23 protein-coding genes are annotated in these 23,940 nt (G+C 44.3%); 16 read left to right on the top strand and 7 right to left on the bottom strand.

Annotated features, from left to right (window positions below):
* Positions 1–235: 235 nt before the first annotated feature.
* The 5 genes from BMX79_RS07140 to BMX79_RS07120 are packed head-to-tail and all read left to right on the top strand — an operon-like array spanning position 236 to position 6,468.
* Positions 236–1,147 (top strand): alpha/beta hydrolase, encoded by a 912-nt coding sequence (locus BMX79_RS07140; protein WP_091480823.1) that lies wholly within the window; start codon positions 236–238, stop codon positions 1,145–1,147.
* A 12-nt stretch (positions 1,148–1,159) separates the two neighbouring features.
* On the top strand, positions 1,160–2,509 hold the full coding sequence (locus tag BMX79_RS07135; RefSeq protein ID WP_091480820.1) for a condensation domain-containing protein: 1,350 nt from the start codon (positions 1,160–1,162) through the stop codon (positions 2,507–2,509).
* Entirely contained in the window at positions 2,509–3,174 is a 666-nt protein-coding gene (locus BMX79_RS07130; protein WP_091480815.1) for a DUF6320 domain-containing protein, read from the top strand. The genes BMX79_RS07135 and BMX79_RS07130 overlap by 1 nt, the downstream gene beginning before the upstream one ends.
* 31 nt (positions 3,175–3,205) lie before the next feature.
* Entirely contained in the window at positions 3,206–3,604 is a 399-nt protein-coding gene (locus BMX79_RS07125; protein ID WP_091480812.1) for a (deoxy)nucleoside triphosphate pyrophosphohydrolase, read from the top strand.
* The gene (locus tag BMX79_RS07120; protein ID WP_091480809.1) at positions 3,604–6,468 is read left to right on the top strand and encodes a DEAD/DEAH box helicase; all 2,865 of its coding nucleotides are present in this window, start codon (positions 3,604–3,606) and stop codon (positions 6,466–6,468) included. The genes BMX79_RS07125 and BMX79_RS07120 overlap by 1 nt, the downstream gene beginning before the upstream one ends.
* Before the next feature lie 48 nt (positions 6,469–6,516).
* Here BMX79_RS07120 and BMX79_RS07115 read toward each other — a convergent pair whose 3' ends face one another.
* On the bottom strand, positions 6,517–8,376 hold the full coding sequence (locus BMX79_RS07115) for a diguanylate cyclase domain-containing protein (protein ID WP_091480805.1): 1,860 nt from the start codon (positions 8,374–8,376) through the stop codon (positions 6,517–6,519).
* A 477-nt stretch (positions 8,377–8,853) separates the two neighbouring features.
* Between BMX79_RS07115 and BMX79_RS07110 the strand changes: the two genes are divergently transcribed.
* Positions 8,854–9,849 (top strand): ion channel, encoded by a 996-nt coding sequence (locus BMX79_RS07110; protein ID WP_091480803.1) that lies wholly within the window; start codon positions 8,854–8,856, stop codon positions 9,847–9,849.
* 165 nt (positions 9,850–10,014) lie between these two features.
* On the opposite strand, the gene BMX79_RS07105 is transcribed toward BMX79_RS07110, so the two are convergent.
* Positions 10,015–10,977 carry an alpha/beta hydrolase gene (locus BMX79_RS07105; RefSeq protein ID WP_091480800.1) on the bottom strand — a complete coding sequence of 321 codons (963 nt, stop codon included), beginning with the start codon at positions 10,975–10,977 and terminating at the stop codon, positions 10,015–10,017.
* Between the two features lie 158 nt (positions 10,978–11,135).
* On the opposite strand from BMX79_RS07105, the gene BMX79_RS07100 reads away from it, so the two are divergent.
* The 6 genes from BMX79_RS07100 (at position 11,136) to BMX79_RS07075 (ending at position 15,223) form a co-directional block, all read left to right on the top strand.
* Entirely contained in the window at positions 11,136–11,453 is a 318-nt protein-coding gene (locus BMX79_RS07100; protein ID WP_091480797.1) for a rhodanese-like domain-containing protein, read from the top strand.
* Positions 11,454–13,109 carry an FAD-dependent oxidoreductase gene (locus BMX79_RS07095; protein WP_091480795.1) on the top strand — a complete coding sequence of 552 codons (1,656 nt, stop codon included), beginning with the start codon at positions 11,454–11,456 and terminating at the stop codon, positions 13,107–13,109.
* Positions 13,102–13,398: a rhodanese-like domain-containing protein gene (locus tag BMX79_RS07090; RefSeq protein WP_091480792.1), complete on the top strand. Its 297-nt coding sequence runs from the start codon at positions 13,102–13,104 to the stop codon at positions 13,396–13,398. The genes BMX79_RS07095 and BMX79_RS07090 overlap by 8 nt, the downstream gene beginning before the upstream one ends.
* Position 13,399: 1 nt before the next feature.
* Positions 13,400–13,657 carry a metal-sensitive transcriptional regulator gene (locus tag BMX79_RS07085; RefSeq protein WP_091480789.1) on the top strand — a complete coding sequence of 86 codons (258 nt, stop codon included), beginning with the start codon at positions 13,400–13,402 and terminating at the stop codon, positions 13,655–13,657.
* 133 nt (positions 13,658–13,790) lie between these two features.
* Positions 13,791–14,462 (top strand): PepSY domain-containing protein, encoded by a 672-nt coding sequence (locus tag BMX79_RS07080; RefSeq protein ID WP_091480787.1) that lies wholly within the window; start codon positions 13,791–13,793, stop codon positions 14,460–14,462.
* Positions 14,463–14,581: 119 nt separating this feature from the next.
* Complete coding sequence (locus BMX79_RS07075) at positions 14,582–15,223, top strand: HD domain-containing protein (RefSeq protein WP_091480784.1); 642 nt, start codon at positions 14,582–14,584, stop codon at positions 15,221–15,223.
* A gap of 144 nt (positions 15,224–15,367) precedes the next feature.
* Here the strand turns inward: BMX79_RS07075 and BMX79_RS07070 are convergent, their stop codons facing one another.
* Both BMX79_RS07070 and BMX79_RS07065 read right to left on the bottom strand, forming a co-directional pair.
* On the bottom strand, positions 15,368–16,741 hold the full coding sequence (locus tag BMX79_RS07070) for a M20/M25/M40 family metallo-hydrolase (protein ID WP_091480783.1): 1,374 nt from the start codon (positions 16,739–16,741) through the stop codon (positions 15,368–15,370).
* A 130-nt stretch (positions 16,742–16,871) separates the two neighbouring features.
* Positions 16,872–17,756, bottom strand: coding sequence for a CPBP family intramembrane glutamic endopeptidase (locus BMX79_RS07065; protein ID WP_091480780.1), 885 nt, complete (start codon positions 17,754–17,756; stop codon positions 16,872–16,874).
* Between the two features lie 127 nt (positions 17,757–17,883).
* Here BMX79_RS07065 and BMX79_RS07060 point away from each other — a divergent pair, with 127 nt between their 5' ends.
* From BMX79_RS07060 to BMX79_RS07045, 4 genes are all read left to right on the top strand, one after another.
* Positions 17,884–18,672, top strand: a complete 789-nt coding sequence (locus tag BMX79_RS07060) for an ABC transporter ATP-binding protein (RefSeq protein WP_246117663.1) — start codon at positions 17,884–17,886, stop codon at positions 18,670–18,672.
* Positions 18,662–20,341 (top strand): hypothetical protein, encoded by a 1,680-nt coding sequence (locus BMX79_RS07055; protein ID WP_091480775.1) that lies wholly within the window; start codon positions 18,662–18,664, stop codon positions 20,339–20,341. Before BMX79_RS07060 ends, BMX79_RS07055 begins: the two co-directional genes overlap by 11 nt.
* Positions 20,342–20,431: 90 nt before the next feature.
* Positions 20,432–21,445 (top strand): tryptophan--tRNA ligase, encoded by a 1,014-nt coding sequence (gene trpS / locus BMX79_RS07050; protein ID WP_091480773.1) that lies wholly within the window; start codon positions 20,432–20,434, stop codon positions 21,443–21,445.
* A gap of 59 nt (positions 21,446–21,504) precedes the next feature.
* Entirely contained in the window at positions 21,505–21,957 is a 453-nt protein-coding gene (locus tag BMX79_RS07045) for a GNAT family N-acetyltransferase (protein WP_091480770.1), read from the top strand.
* Between the two features lie 186 nt (positions 21,958–22,143).
* On the opposite strand, the gene BMX79_RS07040 is transcribed toward BMX79_RS07045, so the two are convergent.
* Genes BMX79_RS07040 through BMX79_RS07030 form a run of 3 tightly spaced genes read right to left on the bottom strand, consistent with a single transcriptional unit; the run spans position 22,144 to position 23,939 of the window.
* Positions 22,144–22,980 carry a prephenate dehydrogenase gene (locus tag BMX79_RS07040; protein ID WP_091480768.1) on the bottom strand — a complete coding sequence of 279 codons (837 nt, stop codon included), beginning with the start codon at positions 22,978–22,980 and terminating at the stop codon, positions 22,144–22,146.
* On the bottom strand, positions 22,981–23,427 hold the full coding sequence (aroQ, locus tag BMX79_RS07035; RefSeq protein WP_091480765.1) for a type II 3-dehydroquinate dehydratase: 447 nt from the start codon (positions 23,425–23,427) through the stop codon (positions 22,981–22,983).
* On the bottom strand, positions 23,427–23,939 hold the full coding sequence (locus BMX79_RS07030; RefSeq protein ID WP_091480762.1) for a shikimate kinase: 513 nt from the start codon (positions 23,937–23,939) through the stop codon (positions 23,427–23,429). The genes aroQ and BMX79_RS07030 overlap by 1 nt, the downstream gene beginning before the upstream one ends.
* Position 23,940: the final 1 nt, after the last annotated feature.

The following is a 23,940-nucleotide window of genomic DNA, read 5'->3' as shown; positions in this document are numbered from 1 at the left end:
ATACAGATTTATGACCCATTCGCAGACCAGAGCGCCACCAGATCAGGCACATGAATAGTAAGAATCGTCAAATTATCGAAAGAGTCCGCACGGAACAGGGCGCTTACTCGCTATAACTCTTCTTATAGCAAGGGAATTAAGGTAAAATGAGGAAGTACTTATGTCGCCTCGGGTTATCAGGACCGGTTCGATATGTGTTAAACTGTTAAAAAGTTCAGTTCCACAAGGAGAAAAAATGAATCCACTGTTTAAATTTATATTGAGGCTGGTATCTTCGCCTAAAATAGATATCCAGGAAGACTATCAGTCCATGCGTCGGCTGCAGAAACTGTTTTCCCGGCAGCCTAAACCGACCTATCGAATTATGGATAAAAGAATTTACGCGACAGCAGACGATCACGAGATTCCTGTCAGGATTTTCTATCCCAAAGTAAAGAAGCATGAGGAACCAGTCATTTATTTTCATGGCGGGGGATGGGTCATCGGAGATATCGAGACGTATACTCGTCCATGCATCAACCTGGCTGACAGCATGGGGCGTATCATCTACTCGGTCGATTACAGGCTCGCCCCGGAACACCCGTATCCGGCCGGTCTGGATGACTGTCTGCGGGTGGCGGAAGTGCTGATGACGAAGCTTGAGGAAGACGAACCGGACTGGATCCTGATGGGAGACTCAGCTGGAGCCAACTTAGCAGCTGCCGTCTCACTGATGTTGAGAGATAAAAAGAAACGTCTGCCTTCAAGGCAAATCCTCATTTATCCCGTGACGTACTGGGATCACACCGAAGCATCGCCCTTCGAATCGATTCGGACCAACGGCTACGACTATGGCCTGACTATCAAGAAAATTCAGGAATACATGGAACTGTACGCGCCGGATGAGGCGATACGTAAGAGCGAGACGATTTCGCCACTGATGGCTGAGGATTTGTCGAATCAGCCGGACACGCTGGTCATCACCGCAGAATTCGATCCGCTCAGAGACGAAGGGGAGGCATATGCCAGAGCCCTGGAAGAAGCAGGCAACACCGCTAAAGTTCATCGGGTCAATAACAGTGTACATGGCTTTATCACGTACCCTAAATTTACCGAACCAATCGAGGAGACTTTTTCAGCAATCAATTCATTTTTAAATCAATCATAAGGAGGCAGAGACATGGAAAAGAAAAATTGGGTCAGACTGGATAATGCGTCCAATATTTTTTTAGCTGCACGTACGGATGTGGATACTAAAGTCTTTCGTTTTACGGCGCACATGTCTGAAAAAGTCGATCCGGCCTCCCTTCAGAAAGCACTGATCAAAGTTTATGAAGGCTACCCGCTCTTTCAGAACGTCATGAGACGGGGGATTTTCTGGTACTATCTGGAACACACTGAAAAGATTCCGTATGTTCAGCCTGAAACTATGCCGCCTTGTACAGCCATTTATCATTACGACCGGAAAGAGCTGCTTTTCAGAGTGATTTATAATGAAAACCGTATCCACATTGAAGTCTTTCATGCATTGACTGATGGAACGGGAGCGATGTGGTTCTTCGAAGACCTGATTACAGAATATACGCGCTTAAGACATCCGGAAGCTTTTGGAGAAAACTCTGAACGAACGCCTCGGCAGAAACAGGATCTGGAAGACAGCTTTAACCGTTATTTCAGAAAGAAAAAGAAGAAGCGTGAGAACGTACCCACGCGGGAACCGTTTGAAGAAGCGTATAAGGAAGCAGACAACATCGAAAAAAGTCTTCAGCCGTACGAAGAACAGACTCAGTATTCAAATGTACACAGAGTCAAAGGCACGATCACACCTGATCACCGCCCGCGTATTATTGAGATGACCACACAGGTCAAAGATGTACTGGCTCTGTCGAAGAAACACAAGGTATCACTGACCTTATATCTGACAGCTATATTTATGATATCCGTCTATGAATCGATTGAGGAGAAAAAAGAAGAGGACACCGTCACTGTTTCGATACCAGTCAATTTGAGACAATTCTATCCGTCTTTTTCAGTCAGAAATTTTTTCAGTACGACTTTGATGGCGTATACCTTTAAAAAGGATCAGCCTTATAATATCGAAGACATCTGTCAGGAAATCGATAAGCAGCTGAAGAAGGAAATCAAGCCTGAAGCTATTGAGAAACGTCTGAAACGGTTCATCGGTTTTGAGTTTCATCCGGCTGTTCGTGTCGTATTCAGACCGATCAAGGACTTGGTGCTGAAATGGGTCAGCCTTTATACAAACCGGAAAATAACTGTAGCGATGTCCAATCTTGGGAAATTGTCACTCCCTGAAATGGTTGAACCATACGTGGATAATATTAACTTTTACACGGCGGTCGTCAGACCTCAGTTCTGCGTGAACAGTTATAAAGATAAACTCAATATCCTGTTCACCAGTCCGTTCATTGAAACGGATATTCAGAAACGGTTTATCAGATATTTGTCCAGCGAAGGGCTTGATATACAGCTGGATGTCAATAAGGTGACGAGAGAGGAGTTTCAGTGATGAAAAAGTGTCCTGAATGTCAGGTAGATGTGCTGGATAACTGGGATGTCTGTCCATTGTGTGACACGCCACTAATTGAATCAGACAAGAGAAGCCCGTCTACATCCTTTCCGGAAGTCGGTCTCAGATTTCAGAGGAGAAAAGTTAAGCAGTCACTGACGCTGGTGTCATTGCTGGTCATTTTGATTTACTTCATCAGTCAGTCGATCTGGCGCTTCCGCTTTTTCGGACTTGAGTTCGTACTATTCGGACTGATGGTCACCTGGATGATGGTGCTGGTCCTGATCAGAAAGCGGCGGAATATCGTCAAAGGGATTGTCTACATCCTCTTTCTCTTTTCACTATTAAGCGTGTACTTTGACTATATCTTCGGCTGGCTCGGCTGGTCACTGACCTTCGTGATACCGATTCTGTGTATCTCCGCCCTGCTGGCGATGTTTGTGGTCATACAAGTCGTCAGGCTGCAGGCAGGCGACTATATTCTGTACCTTCAGCTGGCAGCCTTAGTAGGCTTCATCCCTTTCCTTTTCATACAAATGGACTGGGTCGTCATCGAACTGCCCAGCTGGCTGTCCGTTCTGTTCAGCTTCATCATGTTCTGGTCTGTTCTGCTTCGCCACGGCAAAGCTATAAGGAATGAGCTGAGCAAACGAATGCACGTTTAAAATGAAAAATGAATGAAGTAAGGGTGTTAATATGAAAGATATACATGTAGTAGGGGCAATCATAGTAGAAAACGGGAAGATATTATGTGCTCAAAGAGGAAACGGGAAGTCTCTGCCTAATTTGTGGGAGTTTCCTGGAGGCAAAATAGAAAAAGGAGAAACACCTCAGGAGGCTTTATTGAGGGAACTCGAAGAGGAACTGATGATAGAAGTCGACGTATCAGCGAATCAATTTGAACTGACCAAATATGACTATGATTTTGGACGCGTCCATCTGACTACTTTTCTTTGTATGCTGACGAAGGGGCGTCCCAAGCTGACGGAGCACCGCCAGGTCAAATGGCTTGCTCCGTCAGAATTAAATAAGCTAGACTGGGCTCCAGCTGATATCCCGGCGGTCGAAAAACTGATGTCTGGAGGAATAAGTTAATGGTAGATCGTTTGATGCAGTCACTGGAGAAAGCATTTGTGGATCAGAGAATGACGAGTTCTCATTATGATCCAAAACTAATCGTAAATGACCAGCAGAAGAAAGCATATATGCTTAATGCCCTGCACGATGAATTAGATACGTGTGAGTCATTCTTTTTTTCCGTTGCCTTTGTAACCCAGGATGGACTGGCTTCACTCAAAGCACAGTTGTCGGATTTGGACAGACGGGGAGTGAGGGGCCGTCTGCTTACATCAGTCTACTTAGCTTTTAATCAGCCAGAAGTATTTAAGGATCTGCTGTCTATTCCTAACCTCGAGGTCAGATTGTCCAACAAAGATGGGTTTCACTCTAAAGGTTACTTGTTTAAGCAGAGTACTTATCACTCTTTCATCATTGGAAGTTCAAATCTGACTATGAGTGCACTGAAGGTCAACTATGAGTGGAATGTTCGTCTGACATCACGTGATAACGGGCAAATGATTCAGGACATCCAGGATCATATGGAAGAAGAGTGGCATCAGGCAGACCCGCTGACGGTCACATGGATCGAAGACTACAGTGCTTCGTATAAAACAAGAGTAAGATGGACCAATGCATATGTTTCCCCAATAGATGACAAGGAAGATACGTACATTACGCCAAACGTCATGCAGAAAGATGCCTTGAGGAACTTGGCTAACCTTCGCCGAAGAGGTGAGAAAAAAGGCATCATTGTGTCTGCAACTGGGACAGGAAAGACCTATTTGTCTGCCTTTGATGTTCTACAAGCCAGGCCAGATAAAGTATTATTTGTAGTACATAGAGAACAGATTTTAAACAAAGCCAAAGAGAATTATCAGAAAATTTTGGGTGGAAAGAAAGAAGATTACGGTATATTGTCGGGATCAAAAAAGGAGAGCGACGCGAAGTATCTATTTGCCACAGTTCAGACAATGTCAAAAGAATCGATTTTTAGTCAATTCACTGAAGATCATTTTGATTATATTTTAATTGATGAAGTGCATAAAGCAGGTGCTCAGTCATATCATCGTATACTTGAATATTTCAATCCGGAATTTTTACTTGGAATGACTGCTACTCCTGAGCGTACAGATGGGTTTAATATCTTTGAACTATTTGATTACAATATTGCATACGAAATTAGGCTGCAAGAAGCCTTAGAAGCGGACATGCTCGCTCCATTTCACTATTTTGGGGTGACAGATTATGAGAAAGATGGAGAGCTCATATCTGATACAACGACCATTAACCAGCTTGTAGAAGAAGAACGAGTGAATTATCTTATTCAGAAGCTGAATTACTATGGCTGCTCAAAAAATGTGCCTAAGGGGCTGGTTTTTTGTAGCCGAAAGGAAGAAGCTGAAAGGCTGGCAAGGTCGTTCAACGAAAGAGATATTCCAAGTGCTTATCTGTCGGGTGAAGACGCGTTAGAAAAGAGAGAACAAGAGGTCAGACGGCTTGAAGAAGGCCAGCTGAATTATATTTTTACTGTAGACATCTTTAACGAAGGGATAGATATACCTAAAATAAATCAGGTAGTGATGCTGAGAAATACGCAATCGAGCATCATTTTTATCCAGCAGCTGGGGCGTGGCCTACGTAAAGACCCATCGAAGGATTATGTAACAGTTATAGATTTTATAGGAAATTACAAAAATAACTACATGATTCCAATGGCTCTGTCAGGTGATGTGTCCAGGAATAAAAATGGGCTACGTAAAGATACGTATGATACAGGGTTTCTATCAGGTGTGTCGACAATCAATTTTGAAGAGATAGCGAAAAAACAGATTTTTCAATCGATCGATCAAGCGAAACTGGACTCGATGAAAGAGTTGAGAAAAGGGTTCGAACTGCTGTATAACCGCCTTGGCCGTGTTCCTTATTTAAAGGACTTTCAGCTTCATCAGACTTTCGATCCAGTACTTCTAGCTAACAAGAAGAAAACGTATTATAATTTTCTAGTAAGTATGAAAGAAAATGAAGCCGTGTTGTCTGATCGTGACCAATTGTATCTATTGATCGCATCAAGAGAACTACTTCCTGGAATGAGGAGAAATGAGCTGAGTCTATTAAGTGAACTGATGAAAGAATCGGTCGACGTAGTAACCTTCAGCGATGTGAAAAATCTTTTCAGATTTCAAGGTCTCCTCCATGACGATGAAACCATACGATCGGTCCTTCAGACACTCGATCTCAGTTTTTATAGAGGATCTTCTGCTATCCTTTTTAAAAATCAACCTTTTATTACAGTTAGTGACCATATAGTTTCTTTAGACAAAAGGTTTAAGCAGGCATTATCCAATAAATATTTCTTTAAGTTGTTCATGGACATAATCGAGACAGCCAGCTTAAGATCTAAATCATTCAATGACCATGAACCACTTACTACCTATCAGAAATATAAGCGGAAAGACGTTCTTCGATTGTTAAACTGGAAAGAACAGATGGTAGATCAGAACATTGGCGGCTATACTTCGGCAGAAGGTGAATTCGTTATTTTCGTCACGCTGGAAAAAGGAGAAGATTTTTCTGGAGCACAGATGTCATATGCAGACGAGCTTGTAGACAATGAAACGATGCACTGGTTCACTAAATCCCCTCGAACACTCTCTTCTCCGGAAGTCAAAAAATTACAGGATCCAGATTCATGGACATTTAGAGTATTCTTAAAGAAATCTGATGATGAAGGAACGGATTTTTATTATCTGGGGGAAGTGATCCCGGTTCAAGATACCATCAGACAGGTAGAAAAACCATTACAGAATGGCAGGCTGAAATCTGTGGTCGAAATGATGCTCAAGTTTAAGACTCCTATTGAACGAACTCTGTATAACTATTTAACATTAAATGAAAACTAAAATAAGATCCCGACGCTAATCAAGCGTGCGGGATCTTTTGTTTAGCAGCTACATTGCTTTGGAATGGCGTTTATTCTTGTACATGGCTGCGTCGGCCTTATTCAGCAGGTCCTGTACACATTCACCATCTTTAGGGTAGTAGGCAAAGCCGACACTCGGCGTGCAGACGATTTCTTCTCCATCGATGAGGTAAGGTTTGTTCAGCTTGTTCAGGAGCTGACTGGCCCATCTCATGGCGTCATCATAGCTATCGAGATCATCAATCAGTATAGTGAACTCATCCCCGCCCAGTCGTGCAGCACAGTCATCTTTCTTGACCATCGAAGCAATGCGTCTGGCTACCTGAGCCAGCAGCTTATCTCCAAATGCATGACCATAGTCATCATTGACGTCTTTGAAATTATTCAGATCCATAAAGAGAAGCGCAAACTTCTTATCGTGCATCTTAGCATCCTCTATAGATTTCTGAAGAACTTCTTCGAAACGGATGCGATTGGCCAGGTGAGTCAGATGGTCATGGAAGGCCATATACTTGATCTGCTCCTGATTGATCTTGTTCTCCGTAATGTCTCGCGCAATGGCGTAGACACCAATAACTTCTCCGTCTACCTTGATCGGCACATGAGTCACACCCAGGTAATAAAACTCATTGCCCAGATTGCTGAAAGGAAGCTCATAATGCTTGAAGATGCCTTTTTTTGCGTTATTAAAATGTCCTTTGACCGTTTCCTGATAATCGGCATGTATAGTGTCAATCAGTGAGTGTCCGATCAGTTCTTCTCTTGTTTTGCCGAGAATTTCAGCACCTTTTTCATTGACGCTCTGGACTATCCCGTCAAGTGTGAATGAAAAGGCTGCGTCAGGATGGTGCTCGAACAATGACCGGTAACGTTCCTGACTGGATTGAAGCTCATCAGCATTCTTTAAATATTTTTGAAGTAGGCGTCGATTCTCTGACAGAAGCAGAAACTGCCTGATTATGACAAGCAGTATGGACAACCCTACACCGATAGTAATGGCATTAGCCCCGGTGGTTGTATAAATCATAAACAGATACAGAAAAGTCAGTCCGAAAAAAGGAAAGAGGATAGCGAACAGCATAGGTTTCGTCCGGTCGACTGCTTTTTTTCTCAACAGATTAAACGACTGATTTTTCTGAAGCAGTCCGGTAAAGCCGATAAGCAGGACGCCTAAGATAAAGAGTGGATCAGTCCAGGATCCTGAGTCGTAAGTTTCAGTGCTGACTAGATAGACGAAAGCAGTATCTGCGACAATATAAGTAAATAGACCGGCACCGAAAAATAGAATTAAGTCATTCGAAAAGAGTTGTTTACTTGAGAAAATCACCATAAGCAGGCAGAAAGCCAGCGCCAGATCACCGATTGGATAGGCAAGCGATACAACTACGGCTAGAAGAGAAACATCTCCTGCTAAAATGATCGGGTTTAATAAAAAATACCAGCTGAGGGTGGCGTAAACAATCATAATGAAAAGAATATCGAAAATGTAGCGGGTCAGAACAAGTTTTGTCTTTTCCTTGTATAGTTTGAATCCGAAGGCACTAAGGTAGAACAAGACATTAAGTATATAAAAGAGATCAGGGATTCCTGGGTAAGGGACTTCGATTCTAAGGACACTCTCGTAAAGTATCCAGGAACATTCAGCCAGGAAATAACTGAATGTTCCTAAAGTGATCAGGAACCAGAATGGCTTGTCTGGCTTCTCGGCAGTTTTATAGGCCTGATAAAGCCAGATGGATGGGACAGCTGATCCAATCAGAGACAGGGTATTCCCACCCCAGGTAAGTAGGTAAGAATGGTCTTGAAAAAGGAAAAGCCATAGATAGTAGAACAGCGTAAATGCAAAAATAAAAATTAATCCGTAAACATTCTTTTTCTGAATAGGCATGGTAGTTCTCCTTAAGTAATAAAGCACATGATCAGTTTATTATGGCAACTGAATCAGCAAGGGACTGGGTAATGTCTGGATATTTGATTAAATAATTATGAATATTCATCCTGTTTAAGAGTATTATACTATGTTCCTAACGATAAAACATAGCGATATCTGAATAAAAAATATGGAAATGTAAAATATTCAATATAATCATACGAATTAATAGTCTTTTAAGCTCAATTAAAGAGAAATAAAACATCGTTTTATTGAATAATTATCGTTCTGGTATGCATAATAACTGGTTTTTAAAATTTTTATGCGACATATTGAATATTATCAATTATATTCTATTCAGATTCTATTATAACTTTATAATCACACACATGACTTATAATTTTTGTTATGATTAGGAGATGACAGATGTCTATTCATTGTAAATGATTTGTCAACTCAACTATAATAAAAGAAAGACTAAAACGAGGCGATGAAATGGCTAGTATTTTATTGTACGTATCAGGTACTACTCTAATCCTGTTTACGATCACAGATCTGATATGGACCACCCTGTGGGTAGACGGTGGAGCGGGACCCATGTCAAAGAGGATAGCTCGATCGACATGGAAGATTACCAGGAAAATAAGTAAGAATGAGAAGGGCTTATTTAATATCGTCGGTCCGCTTATTCTCGTTCTGACCCTTCTCAGCTGGGTCCTGCTGCTTTGGATCGGTCTGACTCTGTTTTTTTCAGGAGATCCGGAGTCTATTGTCCAGACGACGTTTGAAGGGCCGGTCATGTGGTACGAGCGTCTCTATTTCACAGGGTTTACATTATTTACTCTCGGGGTAGGGGACTACTCTCCGCAACCGGGATTCTGGCAGGTTATCACAGCGTTAAATTCAGGAATAGGCATTCTTTTTTTGACCTTGGGTGCATCTTATGTCATCTCAGTTATTAGTGCAGTCGTTAAAAAACGTGCGCTGGCCCGGACGGTCACTGGTTTGGGAGTGGACAGCTCAGAGGTCATGCAGAAGGCTTGGAGCGGGGAAGATTTTTACCAGCTAGATCTGTTCCTCATGAATGCATCTTCTCAGATCACAGAACTGACTCAGCAGCATCAGGCCTACCCTCTCCTCCATTATTATCACAGTCAGAAGCCTGAAGAGTCATCTGCAGTGGGAATCGCCATTCTGGATGATGTGCTGACAGTGGTTTATCATGGGCTGGCAGACAAAGGAACGGTCAATATGATGCTGATCTGTGAAGCGAGATCCAGCGTCGAAACATACCTTGAAACGATGACCTCTGCTTTCATCGAGGAAGCAGAAAATGAACCCCCTTATCCAGACTGGACAGACTTAAAAGAATTGAAGCTGCCGCTGGTTGAAGAAGAGGAATTCTCTGAGCGCATTCAGAAGGTCAGTCATCGTCGCCGGAAGCTTCTGGGAGCTGTGAAGGCAGATAATCATGAATGGCCCCAGCCTTAGCCAATGCAAAATAAATAGACCCCCTTCGGCAAAAACTGAAGGGGGTCGTTCTGTATACAAGAGCATTTTGAAAAGCTATCAATTGAGTAGAATCGTTCGGTCCATAATGTGTTTATGCAGCCCGCTCTTGCAGTCTTCCGATAATAGTCAGATGATTCAACAGGGTCAGACTGCCAGTGGATAGGTGATGCTGTTCATGTGTGTATTCAAGAAATGCTTGATACGGGTACGGTACATCTCTTTATCCGTAACATATGCGTAGCCATGCTTCGCCCCGACAGCTATATACAGCTCTTTAGGGCCTTTCGCTGAGTGATAGAGTTCATAGGCCATATGGGTGGGCACAAAGTCATCTTCATCTCCATGAATAAATAATGTTGGAGTGGAGGATTTTTTCACCTGTTCTTCAGGACTGGCTTCACCGAACCAGTAGCCGGCTTTAACCTTTGTGATGAGGCTGGTCATCGGAATAAACGGATATTGAGGCAGTTTATACATGGTTTTCAGCTGATGAGCCATCTCTTTGGTCACAGAGCTGTAGCCGCAGTCTTCAATAACAGCTTTGACATTATCTGGCAGCTGTTCGCCGCTGACATTCATAACTGTAGCCGCCCCCATACTTAATCCGAAAAGTAGGATTTCGGTGTCATCGCCAAATTCATCAATCAATTTATCTATCCAGGTAATGTAATCTTTGCGTTCATGCCAGCCGAATCCGATGTAATCTCCATCGCTGTCCCCGTGTCCTCTTGCGTCAGGGAGAAGGAGGCTGAAGCCTAAATCGAAATAAAGTTTAGCCCAGGGCGCCATGTCCTTGTTGCTTCCACTATATCCATGAGCGATAATAGCTATTCGTTTCGTAGGCTCCTGCTGGGGAATGAATAGTCCGGAAAGAGTCAGTTCATCCGTAGACCGGATCGTCAGAATCTCTTTATCTACTGTGTTATACCATTCTTTTTCTTCTTTCCAGGGGTCGTCAGCCTGGATCTCATCCATGCTGAACTCATCTACAAATTCTTTGCGGTTGATTCCTACAGCTTTTTTATAAAAAAAGGCACTTGAATAAGCCAGAGCTGCAGCCGTCAGCCCCAAAGCTCCAAAGAATCCCCACTTCAAAGACTTCTTCATTTTATTCCATCCTTCCTTTAAGTACTCTTACTCTATATTGTACATCATAGTCAAAAAGTTTGCAGACAGTTTATGTTAAGGGGGTTGACAGTGATCAAACTAAGATGGTAATATACCCCATAGGGTATAAAAAAAGTAACAAATAAGGAGGAACACGAGTGTTTGGGTTATTCAATCGGTCAGCCTCCATAAGTGCTGATCAGTTAAAAGTAGATAGAAACAGTCAGACCAAGATTATAGATGTACGAATGCCTGGAGAATACCGTGCAGGGCATATACCTGGAGCAGAAAATGTTCCACTAAATAAAATTGAAGGATACACGGGGAATAATAATGAAAAGGTCTACGTGATCTGCCAATCTGGAATGAGAAGCAAGCGAGCGGCATCCATTCTAAAAAAGAAGGGCTATGATGTCGTGAATATCCGCGGGGGCATGACCCAATGGAATGGACCTGTCAGAGGAGGAAAACAGTAAATGGAAAAAATTATTATAGTAGGCGGGGTAGCTGGAGGAATGTCTGCCGCTACACGTCTACGCCGGTTGAAAGAAGAAGCTGAAATCATTATTTTTGAAAAGGGGCCGTATGTATCTTTTGCCAACTGCGGCCTGCCGTATTATGTCTCTGGTGAAATATCAGAAAGAGACAAGCTCCTGGTTCAGACTCCTGAGGCTCTCTATGACCGGTTCCGTCTGGATGTCAGGCCGGAGCATGAAGTCCTGTCGATCAATCCTGAAGAGAAGACTGTGACGGCAGCCCATCATGGAAAACAGATAACTGAATCATATGACAAACTGATCCTGTCACCTGGAGCAAAAGCATTTATTCCTCCTGTTGAGGGGCTGGACGAAGCTGAAAATGTCTATACGTTGAGGAACGTGCCTGATCTGGATAAAATCATGAACCGAATTGATCAGGTCGATCCAAAAGAAGCGGTCGTTGTAGGCGCAGGCTTTATAGGCATTGAAATGGCAGAAAACCTGAAACACAGGGGCATCGACGTGACGATCATCGAGAAAGCTCCGCATGTCCTGCCGCCTCTGGACGAAGAAATGGCGGTCTTCGTGCAGAATGAATTGAAAGAAAAAGGTGTCAAGGTGATTACTTCTCAGTCTGCGGTGGCGTTTAAAGAAAAAGGCCGCATCATCGTACTGGAAGATGGAAAAGAATTTAAAACAGATCTGACTATTATGTCAGTTGGCGTCAAACCGGAAAGCAGTCTGGCTGAACACGCAGGAATAGAGCTGGGTCTTCGTGGAGGGATTCTGGTTGATGACACCTATCAGACCAGCGTAAAAGATATATACGCAGTCGGAGACGCAATAGTTGTTAAGAATCAGATCAGCCAGGAAGATGCACTGATTTCCCTTGCTTCTCCTGCAAACCGACAGGGACGTCAGGTTGCGGACAATATAGCTGGAATCAGTCGTGCGAACAAAGGAAGCATTGGAACAGCAATCGTGCGTGCCTTCGACATGACTGCCGCTTCGACCGGCCTGAACGAACGACAGCTCAGACAAGCAGGCAAAGACGTTGCCTCCGTGCATACATTGAGCAAAGACCATGCCGGTTATTATCCAGGAGCGACCGATATCACATTAAAAGTTATTTTTGATCCAGTCAGTGGTACACTGTATGGGGCTCAGGGAGTCGGCGTTAAAGGTGTAGACAAACGTATCGATGTTATTGCGACAGCCATCAAGGGAGGGCTCACTGTTTTTGATCTGCCGGAGCTTGAATTTACGTATGCCCCACCGTTCGGTTCGGCAAAAGACCCAGTAAACATGGCCGGATACGCCGCATTGAATATTATTGAAGGGTTAAGTGACTCGATTCAATGGCATGAGCTGAACCGTGAACTAAAAAAAGGTGCCGTTCTTCTGGATGTCCGAACTGAATCAGAGCTGGAATCGGGCCGATTCCCGAATGCCCTGAACATTCCTTTGAATGACCTTCGTGACCGGATGGATGAGCTGGATAAAGAACAGGAATATATCATCAGCTGCAGAAGCGGACAGAGAAGCTACATTGGTGAAAGATTATTGAAACAGTCAGGATTTAAAGTGAAAAACCTGGATGGTGCGTATGCGCTTTATCAGGCAGTCAGACCGGAGGAATTGGAATATGTATAGATCAGTCAGTATGGACGAATTTGGACAGAAACAGAAACGGGAAAATCTAAATATAATCGATGTCAGAGAAGCAGATGAATTCGCTGCCGGACACATTCCAGGAGCAGTCAGCATGCCGTTAAGCGGACTTGCACAAGAATTTGAAACCCTCAAAAAAGATAAGGAATATCATGTCATCTGTCTATCAGGTGGACGTTCGTCAATGGCGTGTGACTTTTTAGGGAATCAGGGGTATGATGTAGTAAATGTAATGGGCGGCATGTCTGCCTGGAGAGGAGACATCGAGTAATATGAAATGCGATAAAAGTATTTATAATCGGCTGAAACGGACAGAGGGACAGTTGAGAGGCGTGCAGAAAATGCTCGAAGAAGGCAAAGAATGCAGTGATGTCGTCACACAATTGTCTGCAGTTCGCTCCAGTGTGGACCGGATCATGGGTGTGATCGTTGCTGAGAACCTGAAGCAATGCCTGGAAAATCCATCAGCCAACATAGAAGAACAGGAAGAAATGATTCAGAAAGCCATTCAGTTGGTTGTGAAGAAATAACGCTTGCCCCATTCTACACTGAGTAGAGGGCTGAAATGATCTTATTTTCACAAGCGTCATGTCTGCCTTTATTCTTTAAACCTGTTATCATTCATATGCAGTAAGAAAGAATGATAGTAAGGAGAGGATTTATATGTCAACGAGTAAAGCAATCAGATTAGGGGTGCTGTCATTATCAGCTTCTCTGCTATTAGCTGCTTGTGGCGACAATGATACTCAGGATACAACGCCTGTGGAAGATGATACGGAACAGACTGACGGCGACACGGATGCGGGAGACGATACTGCTGCAGATAATACGGGCGAAGACGATACTGATGGTACCGCTGCGGACAATACACCCGATGATGAGACTGATGGTGCAGCTGACGATGCCGCTGATTCTCAGGGGATCCAAGGGATGACGTTCTCTGTAAGTCTGGACGATGCGATCGATCAGTTCTATGAAACGTTCGGCAGTGAAGACATCAATATAAGTGAGATTCAGTTCAATCATGACGATGGACGTTACCTGTATGAATTCGAAGGCTGGGATGGCCAGTACGAATATGAACTGGATATCGATGCTGAAACTGGTGAAATCGTTCAGCAGGAACAGGACGATGACGATGATTCAGATGATATACTTGACTTGGATGGAATCATCTCACCACAGGAAGCGATGGGAGCTGCACTTGATGCTTCAGGTTCCGGTTATGTAGAAGAATGGGATCTCGAAGTAGAAGACGGCCGTACGATTTATGATATCGACGTTGAAGGCGGCAGCGACCAGCAAGTCGATGCTCAGACCGGAGATGTCCTTTAATTCAATAAGCACAACGATCAGGCACCTTTCGACTACGAGTTGAAAGGTGCTTTTTTAGAACACATGTTCAAACCTCCTCAAGTGTGTTAAAGTTAAGAAAAGAGCAGAGGAGTTCTCATATGAACAAGCAGACGATTGTAGCAGACACAATAGATATGGTAAAAGAGAAACTGAACAATGAAGGGTCCGGACATGACTGGTATCATATTGAGCGAGTCTGGAAGATGGCTTCCAAGCTGGCAGCAAAAGAACAGGCCAACAGTTATATAGTGGAGCTGGCTGCTCTGCTGCATGATCTGATTGATGACAAGCTGGTCAGCAGCAAAGATGAGGCTGTTCAGGAAGTTGAATACTGGCTTGAGGGGGCGGGTGTATCGTCATCTGACTCAGAACGGATCATGGACATCATCCAGACTATTTCCTTCAAGGGTGGAAATGGACGGAAACTGACGACTCTTGAGGCTCAGATAGTTCAGGATGCAGATAGACTGGATGCAATTGGGGCAATCGGAATTGCCCGCTGCTTTACGTATGCAGGAAGCAAGGGAGACGTCATCTTCAATCCGGAACTGTCTGTACGCGAGAGCATGACTGAAAAAGAATACAGGGAAGGGCCATCGAGTGCGGTTCATCATTTCTACGAGAAGCTGCTTAAGCTTAAGGATCTGATGAACACCGAGACGGCAAAGCAGATCGCCGAAGAGCGCCACGCCTTTATGGAAGACTTCCTGATCCAGTTCTTTAACGAATGGGAAGGGTAAATTGAAAAGCTAGTCAGAAAAAAACCAGCTACCTGTGCAGACCCCAGAAAGTTAGATTTTTCAGGTCTAACTTTATTTGGTCACTATAGCAGGCAGCTGGTTTTATTATGCAGATTTTTAAAATGTCCCAACTTTTGTGACGAGTCAGTCTGTCAGCCCTAAGTGAAGGATGGTGCTGCAGCTGGCCTGAATGCCCCAGTAAAATTCTTTCAGTCCCAGGTTTTCATTGGGTGCATGATTATCTTCATCGACATTGGCATAAGGAACCGTGACAGACGGAATGCCCAAAATATCAGTGAAGACATACATAGGACCGGTGCCCCCCAGAGCTGGAAGGACAACTGGCGGGGTATCATAAGCCACCTCGACTGACTCGATCACTTTCTGTACGAGTGGATGAGACAGAGGCGTTTTGGAAGGCTTGACTGCACTCAGATTTTCTACTGACAAGCGGCAGCGGGAATCAAAGGCTGCCACATGCTTTTCAATAGCTTCATAGATGGCTTGGGGGTCCTGATTAGGTGCCAGGCGCATATCCAGTTTGACTTTCGCTTTTCCAGGAATGATCGTCTTTGTTCCTTCTCCTGTATACCCCGTTTCAAATCCTGCAATGGTAAACGTCGGTTTGAAGCATAAGTTTGTGTAGTATTCTTCTCCAGTCATATCGAGGCTGTCCAGACCGATGACTTTCGCTGTTTTTTCTGGATAGAAGGCCAGGCTCTTCAGATGTTCTGCTTCTTCTGGGGTTGGAGTCAGTACACCGTCATAAAATCCGTCTATTAGAACGTCTCCTTCTTCAGTGACCATGGACCGGACCAGATTTAATAGAGCCATGCCGGGATCAGGGGCAATGTTTCCTTTATTACCTGAATGGTTATCTCTATTGGCACCCTGAGCTTTCACTTCAACATAGAGCAGTCCGCGGTTACCCAGAGTCACTGAGGGCTGCCCGTCTCCTTCCATTGGCCCGTCTGCAGTATAGGCAATATCTGCTTTGAGCAGGTCCTTATGTTTTTCCGCAAAGGAAGCAAGATTGACGCTGCCTTTTTCTTCTTCTCCCTCGAAAAGAAATTTGACGTTGACCGGGAGCGAGCCATGTTCTTTAAGTAAAGTACCCACAGCTAGGATATGGGCGATCAGCTGACCTTTGTTGTCGCCTGTACCTCGGCCGTAAATTCTTCCGTTCCTAATTGTTGGCTCGAACGGATCGGACTCCCACAACTCAAGTGGCTCAGGAGGCTGGACATCATAGTGCCCGTAAAAGAGAATGGTGGTCGTATTCTCAGGATCGAGCAGTTCCCCGTAAACCACAGGGTGTCCACCGGTATCCATGAGCTGAGCTTTAATGCCATTCTCTGTCATCATATTGAGCAGAAGATCGGCAGATTCTTTTACGCCTAAGTTAAGTGTGCTGATACTTGGCTGTCTTAGAAGAGTGAAAAGGGTGTTCAAGTGGTTATCTTTATTCTTATCGAGTAATGGTCTGATATCTTGGTAAACAGTTTTCCAGTCGGTCATGTATGAAGCGCTCCCTGCATTAGAATTTTATTAGAAAGATTGCTATATTTTAATAGTATACACCTTTTATTCATTTTAGGAAGGCTAAAATAAAAAAATCCTTCCCGAAAGACGGAAAGGAATGGATCATCTATTCAATGGAATGAATGTTCTGAGCGTAAGGGCTGTCTGAATTTCTAAGAGATTTCCATTCTCTTCGAAGTAGCCATATGAGGAAGATAAGAGAAAGAATAAATAATGCAGAGTAGACGACATATTCAGTCGGCAGGCCATCTCTCAACATTAAGAATTCAGCCTGAGCATCCGCAATTGAAACGGATGGGGCCAGAAATAGGGGGAGGATTACCAGCAGATTGTATAAAGCGTGAGCGATAATTGGATAGATCAGATTGTTGTATTTCACATAAATAACTCCACAGACCAGTCCAACGAGAAGCTGAGGAATGAACAGCGACTGCAGGTGAATAGCCATGAAGACGACAGAACTGAAAATAATCCCTTTGTTTACGCCGTATTTGTCGACCCATTTATTAAGCAGATACCCTCTGAATACAATTTCCTCTACAACTGGTGCAAATATTACAGCAACAATGACAAGGTAGAACACCGGAAGATCTTCTGAACCAGTCAGTTCAAGAACATAAGGCACGATGCGGTCAAATAGCGTGGGAATAAATGTCAGAACAGAAACAAAAAAGTAGACAAATAAAGAAGCTACGACCGCTGTCAGAACAGTCCAGCCGGCCACTCGAATCAGTGGGGAAACAGTCTTTTCATAGGGAGAAGACAGTGCTGCCACAGACAAGGACTGTTTTCTCATCTGGCTTATCGTTATTTTATATAGAAAGAAGTAAATAAGCCCATCCGTCAGCAGTCCGATCATCGTGATGTGTTCACCCATGAAGGCAACTAGCAGCACAGCGCCGAGAATGATCACACCAAGCGTGGCCAGAGCGATCCGCCAGATGATTGCCCATAAAGAAGCGCGTTCGAATGAAGTTTCATATGTATACATGTCATCAGCTCACTTTCAGTAAAATGAATAAGTAAACATTAGCATATTTTAAAGATAATTGGTAATAGAAAGGAGTAAAGCTATTATTTTGTGATAAACTATCACTAAATGACACATGGAGGCAGTTATGGAACCAATATTAGAAATCAGTAATCTGACTAAATCCTTTGACGGAAAACCGGTACTGAAAGGCGTTGATTTTTCAGTACATCCTGGAGAAATTATCGGATACATAGGGCCGAACGGAGCGGGAAAGAGTACGACGGTCAAAATTATTCTTGGGGTGCTGGAAAGAGACGGTGGCGATATTCGCCTGTTCGGTCAGCCGATAGACAATCAGACGGTTACTTATAAATCACGTATCGGTTATGTTCCTGAGAATGCAGAGCTTTACGAAACATTGACGGCTAAAGAGTACCTGCTGTTCATCGGCGAGCTGTACGGAATGAAAGAAGAAATCATCCTGTCGAAATCAGAAGAAATGATGGATGCTTTAGGCATAAAAGAGTCACTGAATGGACGTCTGGCATCATTTTCAAAAGGGATGCGTCAGAAAGTTCTGATTATTTCCAGCCTGCTTCACAATCCGGATATCCTCTTCTGGGACGAGCCGCTCAATGGACTGGATGCGAACAGTGTACAGATCATAAAGGAGCTGTTATGGCAGCTGAAAAAAGAAGGCAAGACGATCTTTTATTCATCCCACGTTATGGACACCGTTGAAAAACTGAGTGACCGCATCATGATTCTGAATGACGGAGAAGTCGTTGCGGACGGGCCATTTGAAGAGTTAAAAGAAGAGGCGGATGGCACGCTGGAGCAGCTTTTCAATACGTTGACAGGCTTTGACCAGCATGCGGCTCTCGCCGAACAGTTCCTGACTGCAATGAAGGGAGACGGTTCCAATGATGCGTGACATTCTTGGGCTGAAAAAAGGTGGGAAGACACCGGTCTATCTGCGGATTATAGATGTTCTCTCAGGAGTATATGAAAAGTTTGGGGTCGATTACCCTCAGATGCGCAACATTCTTTCTATGAAGATGACGATGGACGGCAGGCGAGAATCACCGATGCAGGCAGTCAGTTCAAACAGCCGGTCGGGTGAAGAAAAAAACCATTTTTTCTCCAGTTTGTGGGTCTACGCACTGATCAGTGTCTTTCTGCTATTCCTTTTTGCGTATGACAATTGGGTGTTTCAGTACACGACGTATTTCAGTTTTCTGTTCCTGATGACGTTTTCGACTCTTCTGGCTAATTTTTCAACTATTCTGCTGGATACAAAAGACTCAATACTCATCGGAACAAAGCCTGTAACCAGGAAGACGCTCGGAGCAGCTAAGGCTACACATGTAGGCATTTATCTCATTTCATTTACGATGGCCATCGGAGCTCCAGTGATTCTATTCACTTTCTACTTTAATGGCATACTGGCCGGACTGCTGGTTCTTATCCTGTCACTGCTGGCTTCTCTGTGGTGTCTGGGTCTGACCCTCATCGTTTACGCTACGATTCTTAAGCAGTTCGATGGAGAACGCTTGAAAAACATCATTGCCTACAGTCAGATCTCACTATCAATCTTTATGGTAATCGGCTATTACTTAGTCGGCCAGATTTTTCAGATCATTGATCCGGAAACGCTGCTGGTTGAAATGAATCTGACCCTCGGCCACTCAGTTCTTTTCCCGATGTGGTTCGTGGCCCCATTTGGACTGCTTCAGGAAGGATGGACACTGACTTACGGCATATATACCGGCCTGCTTATAGTAGGATCCGTGTTACTTGTGATTTTATATAACTGGAGTACGGATAAAATCGAAAGCAATCTTCAGAAAATGAATGCTTCCAGCCTAAAAATAAATAAACGGTCGGTTCTGGAAAGAATCGCTGCTGCAGGACTATGCAAAGATCCTCTGGAGAAGGCTTACTTTCATTTCTCCTGGCAGCTGACAAAGACGGAGCGGGAATTCAAGACTCGTCTGTATCCGTCGATTGCCAGTGCACTGGTCTTCCCGATCGTGTTCGTCTTCACGACACTGACTGGTGATCAGACTGCGGGACTGGAACAGAATCCCGTATCATTTCTGTATCTGCCCTATTTCACCTTGCTGCTGATTCCAGTTCTGACTGTATCGATTCAGTTTTCAACTAACTACAAGGGAAGCTGGGTGTTCAATCTGACACCGCAGCAGTCGAAAGCCCCGTTCATGCGGGCGGCTCTGAAGGCGATGCTGGTAAAAATCCTGCTGCCGCTTTATCTGATAATTGCTGCAGTCGTCCTTGTGTTTTCTGGATGGGGCTATCTGCTTCAGATGATCAACGGCTTTTTGCTGATGAGTGTTGTCTTTTATCTGGAAGCACGCCGATCCGTCAAAAGTCTGCCTTTTTCAAGGGAATATTCAGCGTCTGAAGCTAATCTGGGATGCATGGGTACGCTGATCTTTTTCGTGCCAGTCTTCATTATTTCTCTAATTATGATTCTCAGCCAGCTCTTCATTCCATTCGGAGAATGGATTATTCTGATTATCATGTCAGGCCTGACCATCTGGTGGATGACGCGAGGCTTCAACGAGAAGAAGCAGGCCTGATCAGCAGGAGATGCATTTTACCTTTTTTTTACTGTGTAAGTAAGATACAATAAAATCAATTAGACTACGCTATCCAAGGAGATAATAATTATGAAACGTACTATATTAACCGGTGATCGCCCGACCGGCAAACTGCATTTAGGTCACTATGTCGGCTCGTTACAGAACCGGGTGTTGCTTCAGGAAGATGAACAGAATAATGTCTTTGTCATGATTGCGGACCAGCAGGCACTGACGGATAATGCTAAGAACCCCGAAAAAGTTCAGCAGAGCATTATGGAAGTGGCTCTGGACTACCTCGCTGTCGGACTGGATCCTGAGAAGACGACGATTTTCATTCAGTCTCAGATTCCTCAACTGCCGGAACTGACGATTTATTACTTGAATCTGGTCACGGTAGCTCGACTGCATCGCAATCCGACTGTTAAGTCTGAAATTCAGGAAAAAGGCTTCAACGAAAGTATCCCTGCAGGCTTCTTCATGTATCCAGTGAGCCAGGCCGCAGACATTACAGCGTTCAAAGCGACTCACGTTCCTGTAGGAGAAGATCAGAAGCCTATGCTGGAACAGACACGTGAAGTGGCACGCGACTTCAATCGGACTTATGGAAAAGATGTTCTGGTTGAACCGGATATCATCCTGCCTCCAAAAGGTCAGGGCCGTCTGGTCGGAATCGATGGAAAAGGGAAGATGAGCAAATCCCTGAATAACGGCATCTACCTGTCTGATAGTGCTGATACTATTCAGAAAAAAGTCATGAGCATGTATACCGATCCGAACCACATTCGTGTGGAGGATCCGGGTCAAGTCGAAGGTAACGTTGTCTTCACGTATCTGGATGTGTTTGATGACGACAAGGAAAAGGTTCAGGAACTGAAAGACCAGTACCGCGCCGGAGGATTGGGTGATGTCAAAATCAAGCGTTACCTGAACGATGTGCTTCAGGCCAAGCTACAACCGATTCGTGAACGCAGAGAAGCATTTGCTGAAGATAAAGGAGCCATTCTGGATATGCTGAAAGCGGGGAGCCTGAAAGCAGAAGCTGTCGCAGCCCAGACTCTGGATGAAGTTAAGGATGCTATGGGTATCAACTATTTCAAGTAATGACTTGAAGGTGACCCACTGGCAGTTTAATTCAAATTTTATTGAAGAAGTGATGACCGATGATCGAACTGAAACCTGTAGACAAACATAATTATATGACCGTTGTGGATCTGAAAGTCCATCCGCACCAGCAGGATTTTGTCGCACCGAACTACCTGTCTCTACTGGAAGCGAGTTATGAAGAAGAAAAGTACCCGTTTGCTATCTATCAGGCTGGAACAGTTGTGGGTTTTCTGATGTGCAGCTACTACCCTGCAGATGATGCCTATCCCATTGACTCCTGGTGGCTGGAACGATTTATGATCGACAGGGACTACCAGGGGAAAGGGATCGGGAAAAAAGCGCTGATCCTTTTTCTCAAAGATTTTAAGCCGCACAGACATGTGAAGGACCTGAGGATCGGTGCCGAGCCGGACAACGACCGGGCGATTCGTCTGTATGAATCATTTGGCTTCAGGAAAGAAGGCATGGTGGAAGGCGAAAACGTCTATGTCGGTGAATGGAAAGTTTGAGTATGTAAATGAGGGATGTGTCTTTTTTTGAGACACATCCCTTTTTCTAATGTCATGAAACACCGTTCTGCCTATAATGACAGGCTTTTATAATTTTATAAAATAAAAAGACCCGCCGCCTGGCGATATTTACGTCATTATTAAAAATCTGCTTCGTAAGAGTGGGTAACGATTCTTTGAGCTTGATCAGTACCAGTTCCTGCGCTGCTCGCGTGCTCGGGTCAGAAAGTCTTTCAGTGCTTCTTCATCATCTGTTTCTACAGCTTGTTTGAAGGTTTCCAGCTCGGCTTCAAAGGACGTAATCGACTGGAGCAGTGCCTCCTTATTATTCAGAAACAGTTCACTCCAGAGGCTGTCGTTGATATCAGCTATGCGAGTCAGTTCCTGAAAGCTGTTGCCGGCAAAGAGCAGTGTGTCGTCTGAGGCCTGACTGCTGTTCACGACGGATACAGACAGCGCGTGCATCAGCTGGCTGACGTAGGCAATCTGTTCGTCATGCTTTTCAGGTGTCACCCGGGTCAGTGTGCTGAACCCTGCATCTTTGTACATAGTTTCAATCTTTAGAATGTTTTCTTCTTTATTAAGAGGAACAGGAGTGATCAGAGCATTGGCTCCTTCAAATTTATCTGCAGATGCTCCTGCTATTCCTTTTTTCTCACTTCCACGCATCGGATGAGCGAAAATAAAGTCAGCGTGATCTGGAAGCACGCGAGTGGTCTCTTTGATAATAGAGGTTTTCACGCCAGTCACATCAGTGAGAACGACACCCTGCCTGAAATAGGAACGGTACTGCTCTACAAAAGGCGCGATCTGGCTGGGATAAAGCGTCAGCATAATCACGTCAGCATCCTTCAATCCTTCTTCCGGAGAGGTCATGCCTTCGTGAATGATCTGTTCTTTCAGCGCATAGTCAATCGTCTGTTCATCGATATCGATACCGATGATACGCTCATATCCCTTCTTCATCAGACTCATTGCAAAGGATCCACCGATGGCACCAAGGCCTACAATTGCTAAATTCATCTAGGCGTTCTCCTTTGACAAATGAAGTTCCAGAGCTTGTACGCCTAACAGATAGCTGGCTGATCCGAAGCCGGAAACCTGACCGATGCAGGCGGGAGCGATCACCGAATCTTTCCTGAACGCTTCTCTGGAATGGATGGCACTCAGATGGACTTCTACTGTCGGAATGGACACAGATTTCAAGGCATCATGAATGGCATAACTGTAATGAGTATAGGCAGCCGGATTGATGACGATGCCGTCAACCTGCTCATTCAACGCCTCCTGTATTTTATCGATCAGTGCCCCTTCGGAGTTACTCTGAAAAAAATCATACAGATGTCCGTGATCAGTCAGATAAGTCTGAATCTGACGGTTGATCGATTCCATTGTTTCGTGACCGTAAACATCCGGTTCTCTTGTTCCTAGAAGATTAATATTGGGGCCGTTGATAATCCATATTTTCATTAGTGGTCTCCTTTAGTATCGTTTTTATTCAATTGATTGAGTATGTCATCCACCGTCTCTGACAGGGACTGATCGTTGCGGACAGTCACATCTGCAAGAGCCTCATAGATCGGTCGGCGCTTTTCAAAAAGAGTATACAGGGCATCGGTGCCATTTTTCAGAAGCGGTCTGTGGGCGGTCTCAATGTCTTTTACAATCAGATTTATCGGACGGTCGATCCATACGATCATACCCGTCTGCTTGAGCCACTTCCGGTTTTCTGGTTTAAGGACAGCGCCTCCTCCAGTCGATATGACTGTATCAGTGGAATCGGCCAGCTTGATGCAGACGTCAGTTTCCAGAGACCTGAAAAGCTCCTCGCCTTGTTCAAACAATTCCGGGATTGACTGGCCCGCCTGTTCTTCTATATAGTCGTCCATGTCTATGAAAGGAAACTTAAGACGGCTGGCCAGCTCTTTCCCAATGGTTGTTTTTCCGCTACCGGTCATTCCGATGAGGACAATGTTTGTCATA

Source organism: Alkalibacterium pelagium, assembly GCF_900109325.1.
In the GTDB taxonomy this organism is placed as follows: Bacteria; Bacillota; Bacilli; order Lactobacillales; family Carnobacteriaceae_A; genus Alkalibacterium; species Alkalibacterium pelagium.
The sequence above is the reverse complement of the archived record's forward strand: the minus strand, read 5'-3'. Positions and strand labels throughout refer to the sequence as shown.

Bases quoted from the DNA above. Each gene is read 5' to 3' on its own strand.
- BMX79_RS07070 (WP_091480783.1), bottom strand. From the start codon at position 16,741: ATGACCGACTGGAAAACTGTTTACCAAGATATCAGACCATTACTCGAT.
- BMX79_RS07110 (WP_091480803.1), top strand. From the start codon at position 8,854: ATGGCTAGTATTTTATTGTACGTATCAGGTACTACTCTAATCCTGTTT.
- BMX79_RS07060 (WP_246117663.1), top strand. From the start codon at position 17,884: ATGGAACCAATATTAGAAATCAGTAATCTGACTAAATCCTTTGACGGA.
- BMX79_RS07135 (WP_091480820.1), top strand. From the start codon at position 1,160: ATGGAAAAGAAAAATTGGGTCAGACTGGATAATGCGTCCAATATTTTT.
- aroQ (WP_091480765.1), bottom strand. From the start codon at position 23,427: ATGAAAATATGGATTATCAACGGCCCCAATATTAATCTTCTAGGAACA.
- BMX79_RS07090 (WP_091480792.1), top strand. From the start codon at position 13,102: ATGTATAGATCAGTCAGTATGGACGAATTTGGACAGAAACAGAAACGG.
- BMX79_RS07065 (WP_091480780.1), bottom strand. From the start codon at position 17,756: ATGTATACATATGAAACTTCATTCGAACGCGCTTCTTTATGGGCAATC.
- BMX79_RS07130 (WP_091480815.1), top strand. From the start codon at position 2,509: ATGAAAAAGTGTCCTGAATGTCAGGTAGATGTGCTGGATAACTGGGAT.
- BMX79_RS07140 (WP_091480823.1), top strand. From the start codon at position 236: ATGAATCCACTGTTTAAATTTATATTGAGGCTGGTATCTTCGCCTAAA.
- trpS (WP_091480773.1), top strand. From the start codon at position 20,432: ATGAAACGTACTATATTAACCGGTGATCGCCCGACCGGCAAACTGCAT.
- BMX79_RS07055 (WP_091480775.1), top strand. From the start codon at position 18,662: ATGATGCGTGACATTCTTGGGCTGAAAAAAGGTGGGAAGACACCGGTC.
- BMX79_RS07095 (WP_091480795.1), top strand. From the start codon at position 11,454: ATGGAAAAAATTATTATAGTAGGCGGGGTAGCTGGAGGAATGTCTGCC.
- BMX79_RS07075 (WP_091480784.1), top strand. From the start codon at position 14,582: ATGAACAAGCAGACGATTGTAGCAGACACAATAGATATGGTAAAAGAG.
- BMX79_RS07045 (WP_091480770.1), top strand. From the start codon at position 21,505: ATGATCGAACTGAAACCTGTAGACAAACATAATTATATGACCGTTGTG.
- BMX79_RS07030 (WP_091480762.1), bottom strand. From the start codon at position 23,939: ATGACAAACATTGTCCTCATCGGAATGACCGGTAGCGGAAAAACAACC.
- BMX79_RS07040 (WP_091480768.1), bottom strand. From the start codon at position 22,980: ATGAATTTAGCAATTGTAGGCCTTGGTGCCATCGGTGGATCCTTTGCA.
- BMX79_RS07085 (WP_091480789.1), top strand. From the start codon at position 13,400: ATGAAATGCGATAAAAGTATTTATAATCGGCTGAAACGGACAGAGGGA.
- BMX79_RS07080 (WP_091480787.1), top strand. From the start codon at position 13,791: ATGTCAACGAGTAAAGCAATCAGATTAGGGGTGCTGTCATTATCAGCT.
- BMX79_RS07120 (WP_091480809.1), top strand. From the start codon at position 3,604: ATGGTAGATCGTTTGATGCAGTCACTGGAGAAAGCATTTGTGGATCAG.
- BMX79_RS07115 (WP_091480805.1), bottom strand. From the start codon at position 8,376: ATGCCTATTCAGAAAAAGAATGTTTACGGATTAATTTTTATTTTTGCA.
- BMX79_RS07125 (WP_091480812.1), top strand. From the start codon at position 3,206: ATGAAAGATATACATGTAGTAGGGGCAATCATAGTAGAAAACGGGAAG.
- BMX79_RS07105 (WP_091480800.1), bottom strand. From the start codon at position 10,977: ATGAAGAAGTCTTTGAAGTGGGGATTCTTTGGAGCTTTGGGGCTGACG.